This window comes from Micromonospora sp. NPDC023644 (genome assembly GCF_040640115.1).
Classification (GTDB): Bacteria; Actinomycetota; Actinomycetes; order Mycobacteriales; family Micromonosporaceae; genus Micromonospora.
Map to the genome: position 1 here is coordinate 16,799 of NZ_JBFABA010000049.1, position 25,445 is coordinate 42,243.

Below are 25,445 nucleotides of genomic sequence, written 5' to 3' on the forward strand. Positions count from 1 at the left end.
TCCTGCATTTCGACCCTGGCCCGTCCTGGCAGGGGTGGTGACCTGTGCCTCTGATCAACATCATTCCGGGCGACAAGATCCCCGTCGCGCCGATGAACGTGCGCCTGCCGGCGTGGCGGGTCCCGGGTTGGCTGCTGGTGTTCTGGTGGCTGGCCCGGGGCCTGTTCCGCCTCACCGCGCTGGCGGTGCGGTACTGGTGGCTCACCACCCCCACTGTGGCCGTTCTGTGGGTGCGAGCCGAGTACGGCAGCCGGGTCCTGGCCGGCATCGTCCTGGCGGTCGCCGTGGGGTGTGCGGCCTGGTGGCGGTGGCACCCGTCGTCGTGGCTGCGGTTCGGCTGGTATCCGATCGTCAGCCGCGTCCGCGCCCTGGTGATCTACCGGCCTCGGTGGGCATCGGTCATGGCCACGTGCGGGCTGGCGACGACTTTCGCCGGTGACCGCTACGTGCCGCAACTGCTGCGGGTGCGCTGTGACCGCTACGGCGACGAACTGACCGTCCGCATGCTGCCCGGTCAGATCCCGGACGACTGGGGACAGGCTGCGGAACGCCTCGCCTACGCCTTCCGCCTCCGGCAGGGGCAGGCCCGCTCGCCGGTCCGCCCGGATCGGGTGGTGATCCGATTTCTGCGCCGTGACCCCTTGGCCGGCACCGTAGCCCCGATGCCGGTGGCTCAGGTGCCGGACCTCGACGGGCTTGCCCTCGGGGTGCGCGAGGACGGGCAGCCTTACCGGCTGCGCCTGGCCGGCTCGCATGTGCTCATCGCCGGGGCCACGAACTCCGGTAAGGGGTCGGTGTTGTGGTCGCTGGTCCGGTCCTTGGCTGGCGGTGTGCGGTCGGGGTTGGTAGAGCTGTGGGCGTTCGACCCGAAGGGCGGGATGGAGTTGGCGGCCGGGGTGCCGCTGTTCGCCCGGTTTTCCTACGACGACCCGGACGGCATGGCCGGCGTCCTGGAAGAGGCCGTGAAGCGGATGCGGCTGCGGGCGGCCCGGCTGCGCGGGGTCGCCCGCCAGCACACGCCGACGCCGGATGAGCCGCTGGTCGTCCTGGTGGTCGACGAGTTGGCGGCGTTGACGGCGTACATCACCGATCGGAAGGTCCGCGACCGGATCAAGGAAGCCCTCGGCCTGCTGCTGTCCCAGGGCCGGGCGGTCGGCGTGCACGTGGTCGCCGCGCTCCAAGATCCGCGTAAGGACGTGCTGCCGTTTCGGGATCTGTTCCCGACTCGCATCGGGCTGCGGCTGACCGAGCCGGAGCAGGTGGACATGGTTCTCGGCGACTCCGCGCGTGACCGGGGAGCTCTTTGCGACCGCATCCCCGAATCGGCCCCCGGCGTCGGGTTCGTCGTCCTCGACGGCGTCCGCGAGCCGGTCCGGGTCCGCTTCTCCTACCTCACTGACGACGACATCCGCGAGCTGGGCCGTGACTACCGGCGGCTCTGCGACGACACCAACGACGAGCAGGAGGTGACCAAGTGAAGGCCAACGCGAACGCGGACCGGGTGGAGGGCGTCGTCCTGGTCCTCATCGTCCTGACCGTGGGCGGGCTGGCGGGGGCGGCGTCGTTCACCCACGTGCACGACTGGACCATGGCCAACTCCCCGGCCGGTACGGGGGACTGGTTCGGCTGGGCCAACGCCGCGATCTCCGAACTGCTGCCCTTGGCGGCGCTGCTGACCATCCGGCGGCGGCGCCGCACCGGGGGGCCGATCGGGTACCCGATGTTCCTGCTCGTCTGCGCCGTCGCCCTGTCGCTGTCCGCGCAGCTCGCCGTGGCCAAGCCGGGTGTGTCCGGGTGGCTGCTGTCGGCCGTGCCGGCGCTGGCGTTCCTCGGCCTGTCCAAGCTCATCTTCTCCACCACTCCCGCCGCCCCGGCGGCGGTGCCCGTCGGCAAGCCGGCAGACGCCGACGACTGGGGCGACGTCCCGCCCGGCTACAACCCGGTCGACGACCGGCCGCCCGTCGACGTCGCCGACGAGAACCAGGCGGTGACCCTCGCCGTCGTCGACGAGGACCAGGCGGTGACCGTCGCCATGGAGGCCACCGACGAGCAGCCCCGCCCCGGGGCTCTCCGCTCGGTTCCCGTGGTGCCGGTGGAGCGGCGGCCGGGACTGGTGCCCGTACCGGCGGCGGCGTTCGCGCCTCGCAACGGCAGCGTCTTCGGTGGGGAGCGTGACCGGTGAGCCAACTCGACCTCGTCCCCACGACTCCCGTCGACCAGCCCCGACCGGGATCGCGCGCGGACCGGATGCGCAAGCCGCTCGCCAAGGACGCGCTCAAGCAGCTCGCCGAACAGAACGGCGTTTGTGTCCGGCCTCTGGCGCTGCGTCGTACAGACACCGCCACCGGCCTGACCGAGGTCGTCGAAGTGCCCTGCGGGGCCACCCTGGCGGCCAAGTGCAAGCCCTGCGCGGAGCGGGGTCGGCGGCTGCGCATCCAGCAGATCCGCGAGGGCTGGCACCTCGCCGACGAACCCGCCCTCCGCCCCGACCAACCCGGTGAAGACGTCCTCGCCCTCGTCCGAGTCCGGGCACACCTGGAATTCGAACGCGAAGCCGTGCAGTACCAGCCGATGACCCCCGACGAGCGGACCGCACAACTCGCCGAAATCGACGCCGCGATAGCCGAGCTGGACGAAGCGCTCGCCGAAACCAGCCTGCGCGGGCACCTCACTCCGAAAGAGCGCGACGAGCGGCCACGGCGCAAGCGCTCGACCAGGCGGCGGCAGGACTCCCCAGACCTGCCACGCCTGCCCGTCGACCCGCGCACCGTCGGCCGCGCCTACTCCGGCAAGGCAGGTAAAACCCACCGCCCGTCAATGCTCGTCACGCTCACCCTGGGCTCGCACGGGCCGGTCCACTCCCACCTACGGCGCGGCGCCTACGTCGCCCCGTGCGAGTGCGGCACCCGCCACGGCCAACACGATGACGTGCTCGGCACTCCGGTCGACCCGGCCAGCTACGACTACCGGCGCGCGGCCCTGGATGCGATCCACTTCGCGCGGGTCCTTGACCGGTGGTGGCAGAACGTCCGCCGCGCCGCCGGCTGGAACGTCCAATACGCCGGAGCCGTCGAGCTGCAACGACGGCTCGCCCCACACGCGCACTTCGCCATCCGCGGCACCCTGCCCCGCCGGCTGCTCAAGCAGATCGCTGCGGCCACGTACCACCAGGTGTGGTGGCCGCCCTTCGACGAACTGGCCTACACGGTCGACAAGCCACCGGTCTGGGACGTCGACCAACAGGCATACGTCGACCCCAAGACCCGCGAGCCCCTGCCCACCTGGGGTGAAGCCCTCGACGCCCTAGAGGAGCCCGACAGCCGACCCGCCTACGTCGCCCGGCTCGGGCGGATCGACGCTCGGGGCATCGAGCAGGGAACCAAGGACGCCGAACGGTCCATCCGCTACGTGACCAAGTACGTCACCAAGGACCTGACCGACCAGGCCAAGCCGCGCTCCGACGCGCAGAAGGCACACTTCGACCGGCTCCATGCGGAACTCGCTGTCCTGCCGTGCTCGCCGACGTGCGCGAACTGGCTGCTGTACGGCGTCCAGCCCGACGGGGTCAAGGCCGGCTTGACCCCCGGCCGCTGCACCGGGAAGGTCCACCAACGCTCCACCCTCGGCTTCACCGGCCGACGCGTCCTCGTCTCCCGGCAGTGGTCCGGCAAGACCCTCGCCGACCACCGCGCCGACAACCGGTCATGGGTCCGCGCCATCCTCGCCGGCGGCATGGCCGACACCGACGAGCACGACCAGGCGGCCGACGACGCGGACGGCTCGAAGCGGTACCGGTTCGAACTCGCCCGACCCGAAGACCCCGACGTGCCACCCCTGGAACACCGACTCCTACGCGCGATATCCGCCCGCATCCGCTGGCGCGCAGACCTCGACACCGCCCGGATACGAACAGCCGCCGCCGTTTCGGCAACCGCACAACCCGCCGCGCTCGCGGCCTGAACCCCTGGGGAGGAAATCTTGTCCATCGTCGTACCGTTCGCGCCTTGGCAGGCCGGGCCTCGTACTGGCGACATCGCCCCCGGCGACTGCCCGCCGCAGCCGGTCCGGGCCGTCTACACGGTCAAGGAAGTGGCCGCGATGCTGTCCCTGTCGGTCAGCTCGGCCTATGCCCTGGTCCGGGCCGGGCAGATCCCGGCCGAACGGCTGGGGCGGCGCTGGGTGGTGCCGCGTAGCCGTTTCCACGCCTGGCTGGACGGTGCCTCCGGCGGCCTTTCGGCAACGGGTACTGACGCGCCGCGCGGGAGCTGGTGATCGTGGGCTTCGTGAGTAAGACGCCGGCCGGGACGTACCGGGCGAACTGGCGGGACTCGGCTGACCGGCAGAAGGCGAAGACGTTCCGCACGAAAAAGGAGGCGAACGCGTTCCTGGCCGAGGTGGAGGGCGCGATCAACCGGGGGACGTACGTCGACCCGCACGCGGGGCGGATGCGATTCGGCGAGTTCGTGAAACGGTGGCTCGCCGGGCGGTCGGTGGAAGCGCGGACAGCCGAGCGAACAGACTCCATGCTGCGGGCCCACCTGCTGCCGCAGTGGGCGGACTGGCCGTTGGCAAAGATCGACTACCTGGCGGTACAGGAGTGGGTGACCACCCTTGGCCGGACTCTGGCGCCGTCGACGACGGCGAAGCACCTCGGGATGCTGTCGATGATCATGCAGACGGCGATCCGGGCGCGCTTGATCGCGGTGAACCCGTGCGAGGGGGTGCGGGTGCCGCGTAACCGGGCGCGGGAGGCTCGGGCCGGCACGATCAGCCGGGAGGCGTTCTTCGGCCGGCTGCTGCCCGCCGTGCCGGCCGAACACCGGGGCATCGTCTGCGCCGCCGCCGGGGCGGGACTGCGCTGGGGCGAGTGCGCGGGCCTGCCGTGGGAAGCGGTCGACCTCGATCAGGGGTTGCTGCACGTCGCCCAGGTGGCGGTGGAGACCCACGGCGGAATCGTGCTGCGGGCGTACCCGAAGACTCGGGCCGGGGTGCGGACGGTGCCGATGCCGCCGTTCCTCGTCGACGAGCTGCGGCGGCGGCGCGGAGCCGCGGTGCCGGAGGGGCGGGCGTTGGTCTTCGCCGATCGGGACGGCGGGCCGCAGCGGCGGTCGAACTTCCGGCGTCGGGTGTGGCTGCCGTCGTTGGTGCGGGCCGGGCTGCTCGGGCGGGTGGTCGAGGTGGCGCCGGGCCGGTGGGTGGCGTCGTGGCCGGACCGGGACGGCCGGGAGGAGCGGGCGGAGTTCGCCGACGAGGCGGCGGCGGTGGCGCACGCGGCGGCCTCGGCGTTCGGCGGGCTGCGGTTCCACGACCTGCGGCACTCGTACATCACCTGGCTGGTGACGGACGGGGTGCCGGTCAACGTGGTGCGGCGGGTCGTGGGGCATGAGAAGGCGTCAACGACGCTCAATCGTTATACGCACACCCCGGACGACTACGCCGATCGGGTGCGGCTGACGTTCGCTGACGATTCGCTGACTTTCCGCCCGTCGCCCCGCCCGACCGACCTCGGAGAAGTGCTTCCACCTGGTCGGGAGCGCTTCCGGGAAAGGGACGACCCCCGTCGGGGGGAGACGGGGGTCGTCGAAGGTTCGGCTCCGGGGGGGTCGAGCCGAACCCACTCAGCGGTCACGGGGGGTGCAACCGCCGAGGGTCTGCCTGTTGTACGAGATGTGAACACTCATCGCATCCACAAGTCTGCCTGAGCGGACCTGTATACGTCGAGTGGTGTGGCCTCCACTCCCTGCGAATTAATGTTCGCAGAGTGTGACCATCGTCACGGTGCGCGAAGGTGGCGGGGGCCGGCCCGCAGGTCCGAGGGGTCACCGGGCCCCGGGCACCCGCCGACCATAGACCATCCGGATAGACTTTCGCGCCGTGGGCCGAAGTGCCGCTTTCTTCGATCTGGACAAGACCGTCATCGCCAAGTCGAGCGCCCTGGCGTTCGGTCGGCCGTTCTACCGGGACGGCCTGATCACCCGGCGTGACGTGGTCAAGTCGGCGTACGCGCAGCTGATGTTCCGGCTGGGCGGCACCGACGAGCAGACCATGGCCAGGACCAGGGACTATCTCGCCGCGCTCTGCAAGGGCTGGCAGGTGGAACAGGTCCGCCAGATCGTCGCGGAGACGCTGCACGAGCTGATCAACCCTTACGTGTACGCCGAGGCCGCCGCCCTGATCGAGGAGCACCAGGCCGCCGGCCGGGACGTCGTCCTGGTCTCCGCCTCCGGCGAGGAGATGGTGCGGCCGATCGGCGTGCTGCTCGGGGTCACCGACGTGATCGCCACCCGGATGGGCGTGGTGGACGGCCGCTACAGCGGCGAGGTCGAGTTCTACGCGGCCGGCCCGAGCAAGGTCGACGCGGTCGGCGAGCTGGCCGCCGAGCGCGGCTACGACCTGGCCGACTCGTACGCCTACTCCGACTCGTACAGCGATCGTCCGCTGCTGGAGTGCGTCGGCCATCCCTCGGTGGTCAACCCGGACCGGCAGCTGCGCCGCCTCGCGGTCGAGAACTCCTGGCCGGTGCTGGAGTTCCGGCACCCGATCCCACTCGGGCGGCGGCTGCGCGAGCGCCCCGCCGTCCCGGTCGCCGCCGCGGCGCTGGGCGTGGGCGTGGGCGTCGCCATCGGCATCGCCTGGTACGGCCGCCACCGCCGCACCCGCTCCGCCCCCGCACCCGCCTGAACGAACCTCCGCCGAAGCCTCCGCCTGAGCGGATCTCGCCCGCCCGCCTCAGCGATATCCGCCCCGGCATCCGACTGAACGGAACCGCCGAAGCGTCCGCCTGAGCCGATCACGCCCGCCCGCCTCAGCGACGTCCGCCCCGGCACCCGCCTGAACGGGACCCGTCGAAGCGATCCAGACCCGGGCGGGTCAGGCCGCCGCGAGGACCTCGTCGCCGATGGCGGTGAGCTGGTCGGCGCCGACCTCCACCGCCGCCATGTAGTGGCGCAGCCAGGAGCGCAGGCCGTCCGGGGTGCCGGTGGCGAAGGCGCCGGCCGCGCCGACGTACTCCGGCTCGCGCTCGTGGTGACCCACGTCCACGGCGAGCAGGCCGCGCGGGTCGAGCCCGCTGGACAGCAGCACCAGCCGGGCGGCGCCCCGGGCCACCACCCCGGACGGCCCGGCGAAGGGGCGCAGGTTCAGCAGTTCGCCGTGGACGACCGCGGCCAGCACCAGCGGCGAGACCTTCGTGCCGCCGGCGACGAGCCCGGCCAGCGCGTCCAGCCGGGCGGCGACGACCGGGTCGGCCACCGGCCGGCCCAGTTCGGCCTCGCCGACGACGTCGCGGGCGGCGAGCACGTGCAGCTTCGCCAGCGCCTGTCGGGGCGCCTTCGGCCAGAGCTCGGACAGCCCCGGCAGCGCCCCGGCGACCCGCAGCGCGCCCTGGACCACCGGCTCGGTCACCGTTCCGGCGCGGACCGCCTCGCGCTCGCGGGCGTACCCCTCCAGGGCGGCGCTGGCCACCGCGCACCGGAGGCTGACCTCGGCCGCGACCTGGCCGCCGTGCCGGCGCAACGAGCGGTGCCCCAGGGCCTGGTCGAAGCGCTCGCGGGCCCGCTCCACGGCGGGGGCGATGTCGGCGAGCGCGAGCAGCGGGGCGAGCGGGTCAGCGGTCACCCCGTCACGCTATCGACTGCCCGGCCCGCCCCGCCGACGAGCCGCCCGGAAGCGACCGCCGCCACCCGCGAGCCGTCGGCGGCGCGCCTGCCCGGACGAATGGCGTCGACGCGGCGGCCCGCGTCGCCGTCCGGCGCGCCGTGAGGGCCGCTCGGCGCGCGTCGGCCGGACCGGCGCTCGCCCGTGCTGTGCGCCCCGACTAACCTCGTGCCCTAGAGAGACGCAGGTCACCCGAGCGACGAGGGAGCACGGCATGAGCGAGGCCTTGGCCAATCTGCTGAACGAGACGCGCCAGTTCCCGCCGCCGGCCGAACTCGCCGCGCACGCCAACGTCACCGCCGACGCGTACGCGGACGCCGACGCCGACCGGTTGGCGTTCTGGGAGCGGCAGGCCGGGCGGCTGACCTGGGCAAGGCAGTGGGACCAGGTGCTCGACTGGTCGAAGCCGCCGTTCGCGAAGTGGTTCGTCGGCGGGCAGCTCAACGTGGCGTACAACTGCCTGGACCGGCACGTCGAGGCCGGCCTGGGCGAGAAGGTCGCCATCCACTGGGAAGGCGAGCCGGGCGACACCCGGACCATCACGTACGCCGACCTGCACCGGCTGACCTGCCAGGCCGCGAACGCGCTGACCGACCTGGGCGTGACCGCCGGCGACCGGGTGGCCATCTACCTGCCGATGGTCCCCGAGGCGGCGGTGGCGATGCTGGCCTGCGCCCGGATCGGCGCGACGCACAGCGTGGTCTTCGGCGGCTTCTCCGCCGACGCGCTGACCAACCGGATCCAGGACGCCAGCGCGAAGGTGGTGATCACCGCCGACGGCGGCTACCGCCGGGGCAAGCCGTCGGCGCTGAAGCCGACCGTGGACGAGGCGGTGGCGAACTGCCCGTCGATCGAGCACGTGCTGGTGGTGCGCCGCACCGGCGAGGAGGTCGCCTGGTCGGCGAAGGACCACTGGTGGCACGAGACGGTCGAGACGGCCCCGGTCGAGCACGCCGCGCAGCCGTTCGACGCCGAGCACCCGCTGTTCATCCTCTACACCAGCGGCACCACGGCCCGCCCGAAGGGCATCCTGCACACCACCGGCGGCTACCTGACCCAGACGTCCTACACGACGCACGCGGTCTTCGACCTGAAGCCGGAAAATGACGTCTACTGGTGCACCGCCGACATCGGCTGGGTCACCGGGCACTCCTACATCGTCTACGGCCCGCTCTCCAACGGCGCCACCCAGGTCATGTACGAGGGCACCCCGGACACCCCGCACAAGGGCCGGTTCTGGGAGATCGTCGACAAGTACAAGGTCAGCATCCTCTACACCGCCCCCACGCTCATCCGCACGATGATGAAGTGGGGCGACGACATCCCCGCCGGCTACGACCTCTCCTCGCTGCGGCTGCTGGGCAGCGTGGGCGAGCCGATCAACCCCGAGGCGTGGATGTGGTACCGGCAGCACGTCGGCGGGGGTGAGCTGCCCATCGTGGACACCTGGTGGCAGACCGAGACCGGGGCGATCATGATCTCGCCGCTGCCGGGCGTGACGGCGGCCAAGCCCGGCTCCGCGATGACGCCGCTGCCCGGGATCGTCGCCGACGTGGTCGACGACCAGGGCCAGTCGGTGCCGAACGGCGGCGGTGGCTACCTGGTGCTGCGCGAGCCGTGGCCGTCGATGCTCCGCACCATCTGGGGCGACGACAACCGGTTCATCGAGACGTACTGGTCGCGGTTCGAGGGCATGTACTTCGCCGGTGACGGGGCGAAGAAGGACGACGACGGGCACGTCTGGCTGCTCGGCCGCGTCGACGACGTGATGCTGGTGTCCGGGCACAACATCTCCACCACGGAGGTGGAGTCCGCGCTGGTCTCCCACCCGTCGGTGGCCGAGGCGGCGGTGGTCGGCGCGACCGACCCGACCACCGGTCAGGCCATCGTCGCGTTCGCCATTCCGCGCGGCACCACGGACACGGCGGGCGACGCCGGCGAGCAGCTCATCGCCGAGCTGCGCAACCACGTGGCGAAGACGCTCGGCCCGATCGCCAAGCCCCGGCAGATCATGCTGGTGCCGGAGCTGCCGAAGACCCGCTCCGGCAAGATCATGCGCCGACTGCTGCGCGACGTGGCGGAGAACCGCTCGCTCGGCGACGTCACCACGCTCCAGGACTCGTCCGTGATGGACCTGATCTCGTCCGGCATGGGCGGTGGCAAGTCCGACGAGGACTGACGCAGACGTACGCCCCGATGGGTGGCGGTCCCGCGCGGACCGTCACCCATCGTCGTTTCTTACGGATACGGCGCCGGCCGGATGCGCGCTGTCACATCGGTCGGTCGGGTGAGCCGGGAGAAGCTGAACGGACACAGGCAGTCGTCGACCCCTGTCATTCGCCTGTTTTCTGATTTAGGTTCACGCAGGTCGGGTCGGTTCGATGGACGTCACATCGATGGAGGGCCGGCCGACTTCCTCCTCCCCCATGCCCGAGAAACGGAGCGGCATGAACAGAAATCCGCAATCCGGGTCGCGTCGACGCCTGCTCGTCGCGCTGCCCGCCATCGCCCTCGCCGCCACGTCACTGACCGTGACGGGCGGCGCGGCGGCGGCGGAGCCCGGCCCCGCCCGAGCCACGATCGGCGCGGACGAGTACTACATCAACTACGCCGAGCCCGCCGTCCAGCCGGACAGCAGCGGTCGCGAGGTCAAGGGCAAGGGTGGCGTCTTCGCCCCGGCGGTCGAAGAGGCGCGCGCCTACGACCGCAAGTTCGCCCGCGGCAACCCCGTCACGGCCGAGCAGCTCGCGCGGACCGAGGCCAAGGCGATCAAGACGGGCAAGAGCCCGCGGCAGATCAAGCAGGCCCCGAGCACCCAGACCGCCAAGCTGCTGACCCTGCTGGTGGAGTTCAACGACCAGGCCAACGACGACTTCACCGACGTCATGGTGCCCAAGACGGTCTTCGAGGACCGGAGCTGCGTCCTTGGTTCCGTGCAGAACGGGCCCCTGCACAACAAGATCCCCAACCCGGCGAACCTGCCGCACGAGGACAACAACTCGATGTGGGTGCCGGACTTCTCGCCCACCCACTACGACAAGATGCTCTACACCAAGGAGGGCATCACCGAGCGGGTCCGTCCGGACCTGACCGGGCCGGACGGCAAGCCGGGCGTCAGCCTGGCCGGCCGGACCATGCACAACATGTACCTGGAGATGTCCAAGGGCGCGTACACGGTCGACGGGCAGGCCAGCCCGTGGATCAAGGTGCCGCACTCCGAGGGTTGGTACGCGGCCTCGCGCTGCTTCCAGGACGAGACCGGCAACTGGGTCCCCGGCCGCCAGCAGTCGATGAACGGCCACCCGGACAACCCGCAGGGCGCGGGCCGGCTGGCCACCGACGCGATCGACACCCTCGCGAAGACGGACCCGGACTTCCCGTGGGCCGACTACGACATCGAGGACCAGGGCGACCGCGACGGTGACGGCAACCTCTTCGAGCCGGACGGCGTGATCGACCACCTGGTGCTGGTGCACGCCGGGCAGGGCAAGTCCCGCGGCGGCGGCGCCGAGGGCACGTACGCCATCTGGGCGCACTCGTCGTCGATCGCCGGCGGCTACACCATTCCCGGCACCGATTTGCAGGTCTCGAACTACATCGTGCAGCCGGAGGATGCCGGCGTCGGCGTCTTCGCCCACGAGTTCGGCCACGACCTGGGCCTGCCGGACCTCTACGACACCTCCGGCAACGCCGACTCCGACGTCGACTTCTGGGACCTGATGGCCTCGGGCTCGCACTCGGGTGAGATCTTCCAGGCGCTGCCGACGCACATGGGCCTGTGGGACAAGTGGGTGCTCGGCTGGGCCGACCCGCTGACCCTCGCGCCCGGCTCCGACCCGCGTTCCGTGCAGCTCGGCCAGACCTCGCGGACCCCGCGCGGCACCAAGGACGGCATCAAGATCGACCTGCCGAACAAGGTGATCACGCTGGCCACGCCGCACAGCGGCGCGAACATGTGGTACTCCGGCGCCGACCAGGACTGGGCGGACGTCAAGATCGCCCGTCAGGTGGCCGTGCCGGCGGCGGCCGACGCGAAGTTCTGGATGTGGAACAACTTCGTCATCGAGGCCGACTGGGACTACGGCTTCGTCGAGCTCTCCACCGACGGCGGCGCCACCTGGACCGAGCAGAAGGTCTACGACTCGACCGGCAAGCTCGTCACCACGAACGACGGCTACGCCGACCCGAACGGCCGGATGGTGGACTTCGGCAACAAGAAGTACGGCCTCACCGGTGACACCCACGGCTGGCGGCACGACTACGTGGACCTGTCGGCGCACGCCGGGCAGACCGTGCAGCTCCGGCTCCGCTACGCCACGGACGAGGCGTTCGCGGAGCGCGGCTGGTTCGCCGACGACTTCTCGGTGACCGGCGGCGGCACCACCACGTGGAGCGACGACGTCGAGGGCGGGGCCAACGGCTGGACGGCGACCGGCGGCACCTTCGTCGACACCACCGGCCAGGGCTGGCACATCGACAGCGGCACCTCCACCCAGGCGCACTACTACCTGGCCGAGTGGCGCAACTTCGACGGCTTCGACAAGGGCCTGAAGTACGGCTACGACACGATCTACTCGCACGAGGCCTGGAAGGTCGACCGGGTCGCCTACAACGCCCCGGGCATGCTGGTCTGGTACCGGGACACCGCGCTGGGCGACGTCAACCACACGACGGCGCAGCTGACCGCGCTGCCCAGCTACGGCGCCAAGGGCGGTCTGCTGATCGTCGACTCGCACTTCGACCCGTACCGCCGCAAGGGCGAGGCGGCCGTCAAGGACCCGTCGGTGCTGGACAACCTGCCCAGCCGCCCGCAGTCCGCGAACGCGGCCTTCTCGCTCAAGCCCACGTACCCCTTCACGGAGTGCCTGGAGGCGGCGGACGAGCCGTACAGCGAGTACTGCACCGACTTCGGCGCCCAGCCGGCGGTGCCGACCTTCACGGACGCGAAGGGCTGGTACCCGGGCATCGAGATCCGCGACGGCTCGCCGTACGCCCGGGACAGCGACGCCTCCGTGGTCATCCCGTCGAAGGGCAACGCGCCGTACACGACCCGGGTCACCAACCCGGACGGTACGCCCGCGCCCTCCTACTACGGGGTCACCCTGGGCGGCGGCGCCATCGTGCTGGGCACCGGCAACCCCGGTGACCAGGGCGTCTCCTACGGCGTCACCATCACCATCAAGCGCACCGCGAAGGACAACTCGTACGCCACGGTGCACGTCACCCCCGCGAGGAACTGACCCGAGGGTCGACTGACGGGACACACGGCGGGGCCCGTTCGGAGCACACTTGCTCCGGGCGGGCCCCGTCCGTGTCGCGGGCGCTGTCGCCCGCCCATCGGCGCCCGTGACGAATTCCGGGCCTCCGACGCTCCCCTAAGGGGACCTCATAACCCCGGCCACACAGAGTGATCGTGGCCAAAACGTAACGTGAACTGGAGTTCGTCGGACGCGCCTTTTGGTCGGCATTTATGCGCATATGAAGGCCCCAAGACGCGCCCCCATTCAGCATTTGACCCGTGACAAGCGCGTATCCCCTCTGTCAGGGTGAGTAACGCATCACATGACAGCCGTGGCCTCGGCCACGCCTGTCATGTAACAGATCCACAAAGGAGGAGGACCTTTGAGGAGACGAGTCACAGCCGGTCTGGCCTCGGCCGCGGCCGCGCTGCTGGCGGCGGGAGTCGTGTCGGCGCCGGCCTCCGGCGCACCGGCCGCGGACCCGACCCCCGGTTCCGACAAGGCGAAGCACGGCAGGGACAACCTCCCCGATCCGAAGTCGGATCAGCAGCGGGAGCTCCGGAAGAAGGCCATCGCCGACCTGCTCTCCGGCAAGGCCAAGCTTCAGACGCGCAACGGCTCGAAGGTCATCCAGGTCAAGGACGACCTGTTCGTCGAGTACCAGCAGGCGCCGAAGACCGACCCCATCTTCACGATGCTGGTCGAGTTCGGCGACCAGACCGACCCCCGGACCGGTGGAGCTGCCGGGCCGGCGCGCAACCAGATCGCCGAGCCGGACCGCAACTGGGACGGCAACTCGACCGACGACAACAGCACCCTGTGGCGGCCGGACTTCAACCGGGCGCACTACCAGGACATGATGTTCGGTCCGGGCGAGTCGATGCGGGACTTCTACTACAAGCAGTCCGGCGGGCGCTACACCGTCAACGGCGACGTCAGCGAGTGGGTCAAGGTTCCGTTCAACGAGGCCCGCTACGGCAGCAACGCCATCCCCGAGTCCGACGGGTACTGGAACTTCGTCAAGGACAGCGCGACCGCCTGGTACCAGTCCCAGGTGGCGGCCGGCAAGACGCCGGAGCAGATCAAGCAGTACCTGGCCCAGTTCGACATCTGGGACCGGTACGACTTCGACGGCGACGGCGACTTCAACGAGCCCGACGGCTACGTCGACCACTTCCAGGCGGTGCACGCGGGCGAGGGTGAGGAGGCCGGCGGCGGCGCCCAGGGCGAGGACGCCATCTGGTCGCACCGCTGGGCGGCGTTCCCGAACCTGGCCGGCAGCGCCGGTCCGGGCGCGAACAAGGCCGGCGGTGTCCAGATCGGTGACACCGGCATCTGGATCCGTGACTACACCACGGAGCCGGAGAACGGCGGCCTGGGCGTCTTCGCCCACGAGTACGGCCACGACCTCGGTCTGCCGGACTACTACGACACCGCCGGCGGCGACAACGGCGTGGGCTTCTGGAGCCTCATGGCGTCCGGCTCGTGGCTCGGCCACGGCAAGGACGACATCGGTTCCACGCCGGGTTACATGGACCCGTACTCGAAGCTCTACCTGGGCTGGCTGAACTACTCGGTGGTCGAGGAGAACAGCGGCACCACCAGGGTCACGCTCGGCCCGGCCGGCGACAGCGACGGGCCGAAGGCCCAGGCGGTCGTCGTCAACCTGCCGGCGCAGACCCAGACCACCAGCTACAACACGCCGTTCGGCGGGTCGTACGAGTGGTGGGGCGGCAGCGCGGACGACCTGAACACCACGCTGACCCGTCAGCTGGACCTGACCGGTACGACGTCCGCGTCGATTACCGCGAAGGCCTGGTACGACATCGAAGAGGACTACGACTACCTCTACGCCGAGGTGTCGACCAACGGCGGTGCCACCTGGACCGCGCTGGGCAACTCTTCGGTCGACGCCGGCGAGACCGGGGTCGACGGCTCGACCAGCGGCGCGTGGGTGGACCTGGCCTACGACCTGTCCGCGTACGCCGGGCAGACCGTGCAGTTCCGCTACCGCTACCAGACCGACGGCGGCGTGCACCTCGCCGGCGCCTTCCTGGACAACGTGTCGCTGGTCAAGGGCGGCGCCGTCGCCTGGACCGACGACGCCGAGACGCTGGCCGCCGAGTGGACCGCCAAGGGCTTCACCCGGATGACCGGCGCGGTGACCGACTCGTACCCCCGCTTCTACATCGCGGAGAACCGGTCCTACGTCGGCTACGACGACACCCTGCGGACCGGCGGGTACAACTACGGGTTCAACAACACCCGCCCGAACTGGGTGGAGCGGTTCTCGAACCACCCGGGCATGCTGGTCTGGTACGTGAACTACGCGTACGGCGACAACAACACCTCGGAGCACCCGGGCTACGGCCTGAACCTCCCGGTGGACGTCCGACCGAACAAGATCACCGTCGACGGCCAGGGCAACATCACCAACCGGCGCAACGGCTTCGACGCCACGTTCAGCCTGTACGCCAAGCCGGCGCAGACCTTCCACCTCAACGGTGTCCCGGTCACGCTCCCGGCGCTCGCTCCGCAGCCGGTCTTCTCCGACAGCGGTGCGAACAAGTACTGGACGTCCGGCAACCCGTGGAACTCGGTGAAGGTGGCCGGTTCCGGCACCCGGATCGAGATCCTTCAGCAGGGCACCAACCCGACCGACGACATGGTCGTCAAGGTCAGCAACTGACGATCGGGGCACGCGTGGGGCCGGTGGCGGTGACGCCACCGGCCCCACTTTTTCGCGTACGCGATCATCCCTATCGAAAGCCGTCTCTTTCTTCCCCCGGTTGACCGTTCGCGCCGCTCACGGCGTTGGTGAACGGCGGGGATGTGACGGTGAAAAGCATTCCCAACAAAACTTTGCAACAAATCGACGCACGCGTCTTCCCACCGGTCACACGAGTGTCTATGTTCACCATTGGTCCCACTAGTGGGACCGGTCACACCGGCCCGTACCCCCGTTGGGCCGGTTCCCTCACACCGGAGGTACCACGTGCGCAAAGTCGCAGTGGGTCTGCTCGGGCTTTCGCTGACGGCGACAGGACTGGCGGTCGGCACGTCCGCCAGCGCCGCGCCGCAGCCGAAGTTGCCGACGGCCGCTCCGTCGGTCTCCGAGCCCGCCCATGTCGACCACGACCTGCCGAACCCGCTGGAGGACAAGCGTCGCGCCCTGCGGCAGGAGGGCCTGAGCGACGTCCTCTCCGGCCGGGCCAAGCCGCAGAAGGTCAACGGCAGCACGGTCGTCAAGGTCGGCAAGACCCAGGCCGAGGGGGCAGCCGCCCGCTCGACCCGGGCCAACGCCGCCACCCAGACGGAGGACCAGTACGTCGAACTCTCCCGGGAGAAGACGGACCGCATCTTCGTCATCCTCGCCGAGTTCGGCAACGAGCGGCACCCGAACTACCCGGACCAGGACACCGACCCGGACACCGCGGGTCCGACCCGGTTCGACGGGCCGCTGCACAACGAGATCCCCCAGCCCAACCGGGCGGTGGACAACTCCACGGTGTGGCAGGCGGACTACAACGCCGACTACTACCGCAAGCTCTACTTCGGCACCAACCCCGGTGACGAGTCGGTGAAGCAGTACTACGAGGCCCAGTCCTCGGGTCGCTACAGCGTCGACGGCAAGGTCACCGACTGGGTGAAGGTGAAGTACAACGAGGCACGCTACGGCCGCTCCGGCGGCTACCCGTGCGCCTCGAACGTCTGCACCAACACCTGGGCGCTGGTCCGCGACGCCGCCAACCAGTGGGTCGCCGACCAGAAGGCCGCCGGCCGCACCGACGCCCAGATCGCCGCCGACCTGTCGGCGATGGACCAGTGGGACCGGTACGACCACGACGGCGACGCCAACTTCAACGAGCCGGACGGCTACATCGACCACTTCCAGATCGTCCACTCCGGTGGCGACGAGGCCGACGGCGACCCGTACCAGGGCGAGGACGCCATCTGGAGCCACCGCTGGTACGCCTTCGCGTCCGACCAGGGCTCGACCGGCCCGTCCGGGAACCCGGCGGGTGGCACCCAGATCGGCAACACCGGCATCTGGATCGGCGACTACACCATCCAGCCGGAGAACGGCGGCCGGAGCGTCTTCTACCACGAGTACGGCCACGACCTCGGTCTGCCGGACGACTACAACGTCACCAGTGGTGGGGACAACAACAACGAGCACTGGACCCTGATGGCCCAGAGCCGGCTCGGCGCCAAGAACGACGCCGGCATCGGCGACCGCGGTGGCGACCTCGGCGCCTGGAACAAGCTCCAGCTCGGCTGGCTCGACTACGAGGTGGTCGTCGCGGGGCAGAAGCGGACCATGACCCTCGGCCCGCAGGAGTACAACAGCGACGAGGCGCAGGCCGTCGTCGTGGTGCTCCCGAAGCGTGACTACACGTTCGAGCACGGCGCGCCGTTCGAGGGCACCAAGCAGTTCTTCTCCGGCAACCAGGACGACCTCAACAGCACGATGACCCGGACCCTGGACTTCACCGGGAAGTCGTCGGCGTCGCTGTCGATGAAGGGCCGCTACAACATCGAGGCCGACTACGACTACCTGTTCTTCGAGGCGTCGCTGGACGGCGGCCAGTCCTGGGTGACCCTGCCCGGCACGGCCAACGGCCAGCCGCTGAAGGAGATCTCGGCCGGCCGCTACGCGCTGGACGGCAGCAGCGGCGGCGAGTGGGTCGACGTCGCCATCCCCATGGACGTGGCGGCGGGCAAGGTCGCGCAGTTCCGGCTGCGCTACCAGACCGACGGTGGCGTCTCCGAGGGTGGCTTCTACGGTGACGCGATCACCGTGACGGCCGACGGTCAGACCGTCCTCTCCGACGGTGCCGAGGCCGGCGCCCAGGGCTGGACGCTCGCCGGTGGCTTCGAGGTCGCCGAGGAGAGCTACACCAAGGCGTACGACAACTACTACATCGCGGGCACCCGGCAGTACATCTCGTACGACAAGTACCTGAAGACCGGCCCGTACTTCTTCGGCTACTCGAACACCCGCCCGGACTACGTGGACCACTACGCGTACCAGGAGGGCCTGCTGATCTCCTACTGGAACACCCGGTGGGCGGACAACGACACGTTCGTGCACCCGGGTGAGGGTCGCAACCTGATCATCGACGCGCACCCGCGGCCGATCTACAACCTGACCGGCCAGCCCTGGCGGGCCCGCGTCCAGGTCTACGACGCGCCGTTCAGCCTGAAGAAGGCCGACTCGTTCACGCTGCACCTGAACAGCCAACCGCAGTACATCCGTGGCCAGGCCGCGCAGCCGCTGTTCGACGACACCCAGCAGTACTGGTTCCCGGAGCTGCCGAACCACGGCGTCAAGCTCCCGGCCACCGGCACCAAGATCAAGGTCCTGGAGAAGGACGGCGTCTACACCAAGATCCGCATCTCCTGAGCCGCTGATCCCGCACCACCCGCACCACGCGATGCCCGGGCAGGTCTCCTGCCCGGGCATCGCCCGTCTCCACGCCGGCCGCCCGCCGGCACCCGCGCCCCGGCACGGCGGCTTCAGAGCGCAGCCGGGTCGGGGAGTTACGTCGAGCGATCCCGGCCACCTCACGGGTCGGCGACGGAACCGACCGGTGTCGGGGTCCTAGGCTGTTGCCATGACCGAGCAGCGCGGCGGGCCCGTCGACGAGTCCTGCGTCCTCACCGAGGGGCCGTGGACGCACCGCTTCGTCGGCGCCAACGGCAGCCGCTTCCACGTCGTGGAGGCCGGCACCGGCCCGATGGTGCTCTTCCTGCACGGCTTCCCGGAGCACTGGTGGGCCTGGCACGAGATGCTGCCGGCAATCGCCGACGCCGGCTTCCGGGCCGTCGCCGTCGACCTGCGTGGCTACGGCGCCAGCGACAAGCCGCCCCGGGGGTACGACGGCTACACGCTGGCCGCCGACGTCGCCGGGCTGATCCGGGCCCTCGGCGAGCGCTCCGCCACCGTGGTGGGCACCGGCGTCGGCGGCATGATCGCGTGGACGGTGGCGTCGTTCCACCCGTCCCTGGTCCGCCGGCTGGTGGTGCTCGGCGCTCCCCACCCGCTCCGGCTCCGGGCCGCCATCTTCGCCGACCCGCGCGGGCAGTTCGCCGCCGCCACGCCCACCCTCAAGTTCCAGCTGCCCCGCTACGAGCACGTGCTGACCCGCGACGACGCGGCGGCCGTGGAGGAGATGCTGCGCCGCTGGGGCGGGCCGCGCTGGGTCCACGGGCCGGGCTTCGAGGCGTACGCGGGGCGGTGCCGGGAGGCCATGCGCATCCCGCAGGCGGCGTTCTGCGCGCTGGAGGGCTACCGCTGGGCGTTCCGCTCGGTGCTCCGCCTGCACGGTTACCGCTTCGTCCGGCTGATGCAGAAGCCGCTCGTCACGCCGACCCTCCAGCTGCACGGCGCGCTGGACGAGGCCTCCCTGCCGCGTACCGCCCAGGGCTCCGGTCGGTACGTGGTCGCGCCCTACGAGTGGCGGCTCCTGGACGGCGTCGGGCACTTTCCGCACGTGGAGGCCGGCGACGTGGTGCTGGGCGAGATCCTGCGCTGGGCGAAGTCCTGACTCAGACCCGCTGCTCGCGCAGGTCGGCGACCTCCGCGGCGGGCGCCCAGCCCTGGTAGACGCCGAAGTCGAAGACCTCCAGCCCCATCGCCCGGGCCACCGGCCAGCGTCCGCCGGTGTACTCCACCCGCAGCCAGCCGTCGTGCTCGCCGAGGACGATGAACGGCTGCCCCTGCCAGGTGCAGGTGGTCCGCACGTACGCCAGGTCGTCGAGCTCGGTGGCCGGCAGCACCCGGACGTACCGGCCGGGGCGGATCTCCTCGAAGCCCTCGCCCGGCTCCGGCTGGTAGAGCCGGACGTCGTCGCCGTCCGGGCTCGCCTGGTACTCCCGGCCCTGCCAGCGGGCCACGTAACCGTCGCGCGTCACTGCTCACCGACCTGTCGCCACCGCAGCGCGTCCGTGTCGAGGATGGCGACCACCCGTTCGGTGCCGTCCGCGCCGATCCGCCACAGCTGCGCGCCGTGCGGCAGCCGGGCGCTGTCCACCTTGAACTCCGCCACCACGTCGCTGCTCTCGCCCGGCGCGAACCCGTTGCCCCGGAACGGCGGGCGCTCGATGACCCAGCCCTCCATGGCCCGCATGGCGGCCTCGTTCTGCCCGCCGTACGGGATCCGGTAGAGGCTCGGCCGGTGCGCGGGCCAGCGCAGCACGTAGATCTCGCCGGCGTCCCGGGCGAAGGGGGAGTCCGGGTAGCCCAGGCCGAGCGCGTCGTGCAGCTGGGCGGGGGTGGTGAGGTGGGCCAGCTCGCCGGCCCGGTGCACGAAGCCGGAGACCCGGTCGTAGCCCCGCTCCAGGTAGTACGCGAGCTGGCTGGGGGCGACCGCCTTCTGCATCACGATCGGGCGCGCCGGGTCGGGCGCGGGCGGGTCGTAGCGGGGGCGGCTGACCGGCTCCTCGGCGGCGGGCGGCTCGGCCTCGGCCCCGGTGTCGTCGCCGAGCCCCACCTCGGCCGCCCAGTTGGCCAGCCCGACGATCTGCTCGCCGGGCAGCTTCGCCCCGACCGGGGTGCCCGGGTTGACCGCGAACGACCAGGACTCGTCCGGCCAGCGGCGGATCAACTGGACGAACTTGACCTCGATGGTCTCGACCGTCGCGTCGGTGTGGTCGGCGAGCCGCTCCGGCGACGTGTGCACCACGACGAACGTCTCGCCGTCCAGTTCCTCCGTACGCCAGACGAAGCCGGGCTCGCCGGGCCTGCTGCCCGGCGCGGAGTCGGCCGCCACCGGCAGCAGCACGCGGGCCAGCAACAGGGTGGACAGGAACGTGTCGGTGCTGCCGGCGCCGGCGGCGTCGAGAAGGTTCTCCTCGACCTCGTTGGCCGGCTGGAAGCCGACCGGCCCGGAACCGGCGTCCGGCGGCACGTCCCCGGCGACGGGCCCGGTCGTCGGCTCGTCGGCGACCGGCGGCCCGGGGTCCTCCGCGACCGCGACCGGCGCGACGTCGGGAACGCCGGCATCGGCCGACGCCGGCGGGGCCTGCGGGGCCTGCGGGGCCGGCTCCGGGGCGGCACCATCGGGTGCGGGTGCGGGTGCGGGTGAGGGTGCCGGTGCGGGTGCGGCGACGGTCGCCGGCGCCTTCTGCGCCGTCCGGTTGCCGAGCCACGCCGAACCGACGGGCGCCGCCGGCTCGCGGGGCGGCGCGGGGGCGACGGGCGCGGCCGGGTCGACGGGCGCCGTCGGGTCGCCCGGCCAGGCCGGGTTCATGGGGACGGTCGCATCCCCGGTGGCCGCCGGAGGGGACCACCCCGGGCCGGCGGGCGCCACCGGGACACCGGGCGCGGTCGGCGGGCTCGGCGCGGGCGCGGCCTCGTTCGGGTCGGCGGACGCGGACCCGGCCACCGGCTCCCGCCGACGCCGGACCGGCTCGAACAGCGAGACGGTCTCTTCGGCGGCCGGGGCGGGCTCGGCGGCGGCCGGCCTGGTGAGGTCCCGCGACTCGATGACGGTGCCCTCGATGACGATCGGCGTGAACCCACGCCGGGAAGACGGCGGTCCGGACACCGGCTCGGCGTCCGACGCCGCCACCGGCTCGGGCTCGACCGGCTCCGGAGCGGGCCCCCGGCGTGGCAGCGCCTGGGTGACGTCCTCGGCCGGCGCCGGCCGGGGTCCGCCGTACGCCGGTGGTGGCGCGGCGGGCTCCGCAGCGGGGGCCCGGAGGTCCCGAGTGGCGTCCTCGTCGGGCCCACGCGGCGGCAACACCTGCGTGGCCTCGCCCCCGGGCGTCGCGAAGGCCCGGGTCGGTTCCCCGTCGGACACGGTAAAGGCCCGGGTCGGCTCGCCGTCGGGCACCGCGAAGGCCCGGGTCGGTTCCCCGCCGGGCATCGCGAAGGCCCGGGTCGGCTCGCTCGCGGACACCGGGAAGGCCCGGGTCGCCTCACCGTCGGCCGGGGCGCTCGGGATCGGCCGGGTCGGCTCCTCCGGCACCGGCTCCCCGAGCGGCCGGCGGCGGGGAAACGGCTGGCTGCCGGGGGCGATGCGGGACGGCGGGGCCGCCCGCTCGCCGGAGCGCAGCGCCTCCTGCCGGAAGGCGGCCGCGCGACCGGAGGCCGGCTCGAAGAACGACCGGTTCGGCCGCTCCGGGGCCTCCCCGGCCGGGCGGCCGTTGGTCGACGGCGAGGGGTGGGCGTCGGGCGTGGGCAGGCCCCTCGGGCGCTCGGTGAGCGGCGCGGGACGCGACGGCGGGAGCCGGTCGGGGGCCGCCACGCCGTCGAACCGCGCTGGCCCGCCGGCCGTCGGGTCGCCACGTCGCGGGTCGAGGTGTTCGGCCGGAAACGTGGGCGGGACGGCCGGGTGGGCCGGCTCCGCCGACGCGGCGGGTCGGGCGGGAGCGGGGATCCGGCCGGTGATCGGTGCGGTCGTGGGCTCGGGCCGGAGCGTGCCGTCGGACCGGGCCACACCGGTGGTCGGCCGGGTCTCCGGCCCCGCCGGCGTGCCGTGACCGGTTGCCTGGGCCCGCGCCCGGGCCGCCGTCTCCACCCGTTCCAGCCGGGCCCGCGCGCCCATGGTGCGGCCGGGCAGCCGGACGTCGCCCCGGGAGAGCTGGGCGACGAACCAGGCCGGCAGGTAGCCCTCGATGGGCAGGCCGGGGTTGACCGCCAGCCACCACTCGTGGTTGGGCCAGCCGTCGGCCAGTTCGGCGTACGAGGTGCGTCGGACGGCGCCGCCGTTCTCCCCGAGACAGGCGCGTACGGCCGCCGCGGAGGTGAACGCCAACACGTGGGTGCGCCCGCCGGTGGTCCAGGTGCCCCAGCCCATCGGCGCCGTGCCCGCGAGGGCCTCGGCGGAGACCGGCAGCAGCAGTTCGGTCCGGGCCAGGACGCGGAAGTAGAGCTGTTGGTCGCTGGCGCGCAGCGCGTCCCGCATCGCCGCCTCGGCGTCGGTGGCCGGCTCCCACTCGGTCACGGCCACCCCTCCTCCCGCGAACAGGCCATAGGTATCGCGTACAACCTACAAGGTGGAAGCGTGACCACAATCGCTGGCCGGAGGCGCTAACATCCCGTTCCGGAGTCGACACGATACGGAGGCGGTCGATGTCCCGGTCCCCCGCGCGCCCGCTCCTCGCCGTCCTGACGGCGGCGTTGCTGACCGCCGTCCCCACGGTCGCCGGCCGCCCGGCCGGACCCGCCCCCGGCCCGGTGCCGGCGGGCCGGTCCGCACTCGCGCCGAGCGCCGCGCGTGCGGCCCCCGGCTGCGCCTCGCCCCTCGCCCCGGTCCGGCCGGTGTCCGCCCGTCCCTGGCCCCAGCAGCGGTACGCCCCGGAGCGGCTGGCGCCGCTGGCCACCGGCGCCGGGGTGACGGTCGCGGTGATCGACTCCGGGGTGGACCGGCGACACCCGCAGTTGACCGGCCGGGTGCTCGACGGCACCGACCTGCTCGACCCAGGCGGCGACGGCAGCCGGGACTGCGCCGGCCACGGCACCGGCGTGGCGAGCATCATCGCCGCCGCCCCCCGCGACGGGGTGGCGTTCCGCGGGCTGGCCCCGGGCGCCCGGATCCTGCCGGTACGGGTCAGCGAGCAGCAGGTGGTCGAGGGGCGGGAGTCGGGGCGCACGGTCAGCGCCGAGGACTTCGCCCGCGCCGTCCGCTGGGCGGTCGACCACGACGCCGACGTGCTCAACCTCTCCGTCGTCCTGTACGCGGACGACCCGGCGGTGCGGGCCGCGATCGGCTACGCGGTCGACCGGGACGTGGTCGTGGTGGCCGCCGCCGGGAACCTGCACGACGCCGGTGATCCCCGGCCCTATCCGGCCGCGTACGACGGGGTGCTCGGGGTGGGCGCGATCGGGGCGGACGGGGCACGCGCCCCGTTCTCCCAGACCGGCTCGTACGTCGACCTGGTCGCCCCGGGCGGCGACGTGCTGATGGCCGCCCCCGGCCAGGGCCATCACCGGGCCGAGGGCACCAGCTACGCGGCGCCCTTCGTGGCGGCCACCGCCGCGCTGCTGCGCCAGTACCGGCCGGAGCTGACCGCGGCGCAGGTGGCGCGGCGGATCGTGGCGACCGCCGATCCGGCCCCGGGCGACGGGCGGGGTGGCGGGTACGGCGCGGGGGTGCTGAACCCGTACCGGGCGGTCACCGAGACCGGGGGCGGGACGCCGGAGCGGGCGCACCGGGCCACCGCGCTCGCGGACGACCGGGCCGAACCGGCGTTGGTGGCGCAGCGGGCCAGGCGGGCGACGGCCCGGGACCGGGCGCTGCTGGTGGCGGGGGTCAGCGGGGCGGTGGTGGCCGTGGCGGCGCTGCTGGCGCTCGTCGTGCCGCGCGGCGCCCGCCGCCGCTGGCGGCCGGCCGGCCCCGCCTGACCCGGCCGGCGCGCGCGGGCCCGGTCACCACGCCGGCGCCCTGCTCGGCCCGGTGACCCCGCCCGACGGTTCGGCCGGTCGCGTCGGTCGCGCACGGCCCGCGAATGCCGACGGTGGCGCCGACCGGGTCAGGTCGACGCCACCACCGGGCGAAGGCTCACTGGAACAGGCCGACGTTCTTCTTCTCCGTGTCGAGGTAGTCGGCGGCGGAGTCGTGCACCGCGAACTTGATCTCGCGCAGCATGGCCTGGAGGTCCTGCGAGGCGGAACGCCAGCGGGCCTGCCGCTGCTCGTAGGCCTGTCGGGCCTCGCCGGACCAGCTCGCCACGAGCGGGGCGGCGTCGCGTTCGAGCTGCCCGAGCTGCGAGTCGAGCGCGTTCAGCGCCTTCTGGATGTCGGCGCCCGCCTGTTGCAGGGCGGCGAAGTTGACGACCAGTACACCGTGGTCCATCGGATGTCTCCTCCCCCGAGACCGGGTCAGAGCGGCAGCTGGATGCCGCCGCGGTTGGTGGTGGACACCCGGCTGGCGGCCTCGGCGTCCGAGACGTCGTACTGCTGGCCGGCCGTGCGGATGGCGCCGGCGGTCTCCCGCAGCGCCCGCTGCAGCGCCGCCTGGTCCTGTGCCCACTGCTGCTTGACCTGCTCGAACGAGCGCCCGCCGGCACCGCGCCAGGCCTGCTGCAACACCTCCAACTCGGCCATCAGGCTGCTCAGCATGGACTGCAGGGACTGGTCGACCTGCTCGAACTTCGCGGCGGTCTGCTGCATCACCGCTGCTTCTGCCTGGGTCTGGGACACCCGGGACGTCACCTCGTCTCCTCGGTCGTGGCTGGCCGTCGGCGCGCCCGCTCACCGGGCGCGTCGCTCGCGCCGCCCGGAGGTCGAGCACGGCGGGCGCGGGCTCAGCAAACTCGTCGCTGACGGTAGCGGCCCGGTCGCGGTTCTGCTACCCCGTGGCGATCCCCTGTGGACGACCGCGGTCCCCACCCCGCCGGGCAGGCCCCTTACGATGGGCGGCGTCGATGTCGCGGCGAGTGACCGGTCGAGGAGGCGCGGTGACGGTGACCACCGGCGCGGGCCCGCACCGGCCGGCCCCGGGCCACGATCCCGGCCCACCCGCCGCGGCCCTCGTGCCGGCGCCGCCCGGCCCGGTGGGACTGCCCGGCCCGGCGGGCGCGGCGGCGTCCCGGTTCGCC

Annotated in this window: 17 protein-coding genes; 12 read left to right on the forward strand and 5 right to left on the reverse strand. The window is 72.2% G+C overall.

What is annotated here, in order from left to right; all coding sequences use genetic code 11:
* Positions 1 to 44 precede the first annotated feature (44 nt).
* From AB0G08_RS25110 to AB0G08_RS25135, 6 genes are all read left to right on the forward strand, one after another.
* Positions 45 to 1,478, forward strand: coding sequence for an FtsK/SpoIIIE domain-containing protein (locus AB0G08_RS25110; RefSeq protein WP_358092009.1), 1,434 nt, complete (start codon positions 45 to 47; stop codon positions 1,476 to 1,478).
* Positions 1,475 to 2,182, forward strand: a complete 708-nt coding sequence (locus AB0G08_RS25115; RefSeq protein ID WP_358092011.1) for a DUF2637 domain-containing protein — start codon at positions 1,475 to 1,477, stop codon at positions 2,180 to 2,182. The genes AB0G08_RS25110 and AB0G08_RS25115 overlap by 4 nt, the downstream gene beginning before the upstream one ends.
* A gap of 65 nt (positions 2,183 to 2,247) precedes the next feature.
* On the forward strand, positions 2,248 to 3,960 hold the full coding sequence (locus AB0G08_RS25120) for a replication initiator (RefSeq protein ID WP_358092013.1): 1,713 nt from the start codon (positions 2,248 to 2,250) through the stop codon (positions 3,958 to 3,960).
* Positions 3,961 to 3,978: 18 nt separating this feature from the next.
* Positions 3,979 to 4,272, forward strand: a complete 294-nt coding sequence (locus AB0G08_RS25125; protein ID WP_358092015.1) for a helix-turn-helix domain-containing protein — start codon at positions 3,979 to 3,981, stop codon at positions 4,270 to 4,272.
* A gap of 11 nt (positions 4,273 to 4,283) precedes the next feature.
* On the forward strand, positions 4,284 to 5,702 hold the full coding sequence (locus AB0G08_RS25130) for a site-specific integrase (RefSeq protein WP_358092017.1): 1,419 nt from the start codon (positions 4,284 to 4,286) through the stop codon (positions 5,700 to 5,702).
* A 172-nt stretch (positions 5,703 to 5,874) separates the two neighbouring features.
* Positions 5,875 to 6,681 carry an HAD-IB family hydrolase gene (locus AB0G08_RS25135; RefSeq protein WP_358092019.1) on the forward strand — a complete coding sequence of 269 codons (807 nt, stop codon included), beginning with the start codon at positions 5,875 to 5,877 and terminating at the stop codon, positions 6,679 to 6,681.
* 189 nt (positions 6,682 to 6,870) lie between these two features.
* On the opposite strand, the gene AB0G08_RS25140 is transcribed toward AB0G08_RS25135, so the two are convergent.
* Positions 6,871 to 7,617 (reverse strand): oxidoreductase, encoded by a 747-nt coding sequence (locus tag AB0G08_RS25140; protein ID WP_358092021.1) that lies wholly within the window; start codon positions 7,615 to 7,617, stop codon positions 6,871 to 6,873.
* Between the two features lie 253 nt (positions 7,618 to 7,870).
* Between AB0G08_RS25140 and acs the strand changes: the two genes are divergently transcribed.
* The 5 genes from acs (at position 7,871) to AB0G08_RS25165 (ending at position 19,447) form a co-directional block, all read left to right on the forward strand.
* Positions 7,871 to 9,835, forward strand: a complete 1,965-nt coding sequence (gene acs / locus AB0G08_RS25145; protein ID WP_358092023.1) for an acetate--CoA ligase — start codon at positions 7,871 to 7,873, stop codon at positions 9,833 to 9,835.
* A gap of 268 nt (positions 9,836 to 10,103) precedes the next feature.
* Positions 10,104 to 12,896 (forward strand): immune inhibitor A domain-containing protein, encoded by a 2,793-nt coding sequence (locus AB0G08_RS25150; protein ID WP_358092025.1) that lies wholly within the window; start codon positions 10,104 to 10,106, stop codon positions 12,894 to 12,896.
* Positions 12,897 to 13,278: 382 nt separating this feature from the next.
* Positions 13,279 to 15,585: an immune inhibitor A domain-containing protein gene (locus tag AB0G08_RS25155; RefSeq protein ID WP_358092027.1), complete on the forward strand. Its 2,307-nt coding sequence runs from the start codon at positions 13,279 to 13,281 to the stop codon at positions 15,583 to 15,585.
* Between the two features lie 321 nt (positions 15,586 to 15,906).
* The gene (locus tag AB0G08_RS25160; RefSeq protein ID WP_358092037.1) at positions 15,907 to 18,303 is read left to right on the forward strand and encodes an immune inhibitor A domain-containing protein; all 2,397 of its coding nucleotides are present in this window, start codon (positions 15,907 to 15,909) and stop codon (positions 18,301 to 18,303) included.
* A 211-nt stretch (positions 18,304 to 18,514) separates the two neighbouring features.
* Positions 18,515 to 19,447: an alpha/beta hydrolase gene (locus AB0G08_RS25165; RefSeq protein ID WP_357869496.1), complete on the forward strand. Its 933-nt coding sequence runs from the start codon at positions 18,515 to 18,517 to the stop codon at positions 19,445 to 19,447.
* Position 19,448: 1 nt separating this feature from the next.
* Here AB0G08_RS25165 and AB0G08_RS25170 read toward each other — a convergent pair whose 3' ends face one another.
* A complete protein-coding gene (locus AB0G08_RS25170) occupies positions 19,449 to 19,814 on the reverse strand; it encodes a hypothetical protein (RefSeq protein WP_358092029.1) in 366 nt (121 codons plus the stop codon).
* A complete protein-coding gene (locus tag AB0G08_RS25175; protein ID WP_358092031.1) occupies positions 19,811 to 22,849 on the reverse strand; it encodes an SseB family protein in 3,039 nt (1,012 codons plus the stop codon). The genes AB0G08_RS25170 and AB0G08_RS25175 overlap by 4 nt, the downstream gene beginning before the upstream one ends.
* Before the next feature lie 128 nt (positions 22,850 to 22,977).
* Between AB0G08_RS25175 and mycP the strand changes: the two genes are divergently transcribed.
* The gene (gene mycP, locus AB0G08_RS25180) at positions 22,978 to 24,249 is read left to right on the forward strand and encodes a type VII secretion-associated serine protease mycosin (protein WP_358092033.1); all 1,272 of its coding nucleotides are present in this window, start codon (positions 22,978 to 22,980) and stop codon (positions 24,247 to 24,249) included.
* Between the two features lie 157 nt (positions 24,250 to 24,406).
* Here mycP and AB0G08_RS25185 read toward each other — a convergent pair whose 3' ends face one another.
* Positions 24,407 to 24,700 carry a WXG100 family type VII secretion target gene (locus tag AB0G08_RS25185; protein ID WP_358092035.1) on the reverse strand — a complete coding sequence of 98 codons (294 nt, stop codon included), beginning with the start codon at positions 24,698 to 24,700 and terminating at the stop codon, positions 24,407 to 24,409.
* A 26-nt stretch (positions 24,701 to 24,726) separates the two neighbouring features.
* Positions 24,727 to 25,047: a WXG100 family type VII secretion target gene (locus tag AB0G08_RS25190; protein WP_357872766.1), complete on the reverse strand. Its 321-nt coding sequence runs from the start codon at positions 25,045 to 25,047 to the stop codon at positions 24,727 to 24,729.
* Positions 25,048 to 25,445 lie beyond the last annotated feature (398 nt).